Source organism: Streptomyces sp. NPDC034049 (genome assembly GCF_055575575.1).
Map to the genome: position 1 here is coordinate 1,043,694 of NZ_JBVISJ010000002.1, position 1,889 is coordinate 1,045,582.

Sequence of the window (1,889 nt, forward strand, 5' to 3'; positions counted from 1 at the left end):
GATGTTTGACGCTTCACAGCGGGTACCGGAATATCAACCGGTTATCCATCGACTACGCCTGTCGGCCTCGCCTTAGGTCCCGACTTACCCTGGGCAGATCAGCTTGACCCAGGAACCCTTGGTCAATCGGCGCAAACGTTTCTCACGTTTGTATCGCTACTCATGCCTGCATTCTCACTCGTCAACCGTCCACAACTCGCTTACGCGGCTGCTTCACCCGGCAGACGACGCTCCCCTACCCATCCCAGCAGGCGTTGGCCCTTATGCTGGAATGACACGACTTCGGCGGTACGCTTGAGCCCCGCTACATTGTCGGCGCGGAATCACTAGACCAGTGAGCTATTACGCACTCTTTCAAGGGTGGCTGCTTCTAAGCCAACCTCCTGGTTGTCTCTGCGACTCCACATCCTTTCCCACTTAGCGTACGCTTAGGGGCCTTAGTCGATGCTCTGGGCTGTTTCCCTCTCGACCATGGAGCTTATCCCCCACAGTCTCACTGCCGCGCTCTCACTTACCGGCATTCGGAGTTTGGCTAAGGTCAGTAACCCGGTAGGGCCCATCGCCTATCCAGTGCTCTACCTCCGGCAAGAAACACACGACGCTGCACCTAAATGCATTTCGGGGAGAACCAGCTATCACGGAGTTTGATTGGCCTTTCACCCCTAACCACAGGTCATCCCCCAGGTTTTCAACCCTGGTGGGTTCGGTCCTCCACGAAGTCTTACCTCCGCTTCAACCTGCCCATGGCTAGATCACTCCGCTTCGGGTCTTGAGCGTGCTACTAAAACGCCCTATTCGGACTCGCTTTCGCTACGGCTACCCCACCCGGGTTAACCTCGCAACACACCGCAAACTCGCAGGCTCATTCTTCAAAAGGCACGCAGTCACGACGCACCGAGTAAACTCGATGCGCGACGCTCCCACGGCTTGTAGGCACACGGTTTCAGGTACTATTTCACTCCGCTCCCGCGGTACTTTTCACCATTCCCTCACGGTACTATCCGCTATCGGTCACCAGGGAATATTTAGGCTTAGCGGGTGGTCCCGCCAGATTCACACGGGATTTCTCGGGCCCCGTGCTACTTGGGTGTCTCTCAAACGAGCCGTCAATGTTTCAGCTACGGGGGTCTTACCCTCTACGCCGGACCTTTCGCATGTCCTTCGCCTACATCAACGGTTTCTGACTCGTCCTGTTGCCGGCAGACAACAGAAGAGAGATCCCACAACCCCGTATACGCAACCCCTGCCGGGTCTCACACGCATACGGTTTGGCCTCATCCGGTTTCGCTCGCCACTACTCCCGGAATCACGGTTGTTTTCTCTTCCTGCGGGTACTGAGATGTTTCACTTCCCCGCGTTCCCTCCACTTGCCCTATGTGTTCAGGCAAGGGTGACAGCCCATGACGACTGCCGGGTTTCCCCATTCGGACACCCCCGGATCAAAGCCTGGTTGACGACTCCCCGGGGCCTATCGTGGCCTCCCACGTCCTTCATCGGTTCCTGGTGCCAAGGCATCCACCGTGCGCCCTTAAAAACTTGGCCACAGATGCTCGCGTCCACTGTGCAGTTCTCAAACAACGACCAACCACCCATCACCCCCGGCTTCCACCGGAGTGCACTGGGGTCGGCACTGAAGGCAGCCATACGGCCATACCCTCAGACACCCAACAGCGTGCCCGACACGATCGGTTGATGAGCTTCGCGTTCCACGCCGAAGCAGTACTAGCGCTCTCATCCATACCGAACCGTGCCGAATAATCAACGTTCCACCCATGAGCTAACCAGCATCAGACATTCGCTGATGATCTGGCCTCTGACCTCACCCCGTAGGGCTCGGTAGAAGTGCTCCTTAGAAAGGAGGTGATCCAGCCGCACCTTCCGGTACGGCT

1 other annotated feature (only partly in view) is annotated in these 1,889 nt (G+C 57.3%).

Features of this window, described 5'->3' with window-relative positions:
* Positions 1–1,542, reverse strand: a sequence feature (mutual gap in cmsearch alignment for this rRNA model is longer than 100) (it extends 1,491 nt beyond the left edge of the window).
* Positions 1,543–1,889: the final 347 nt, after the last annotated feature.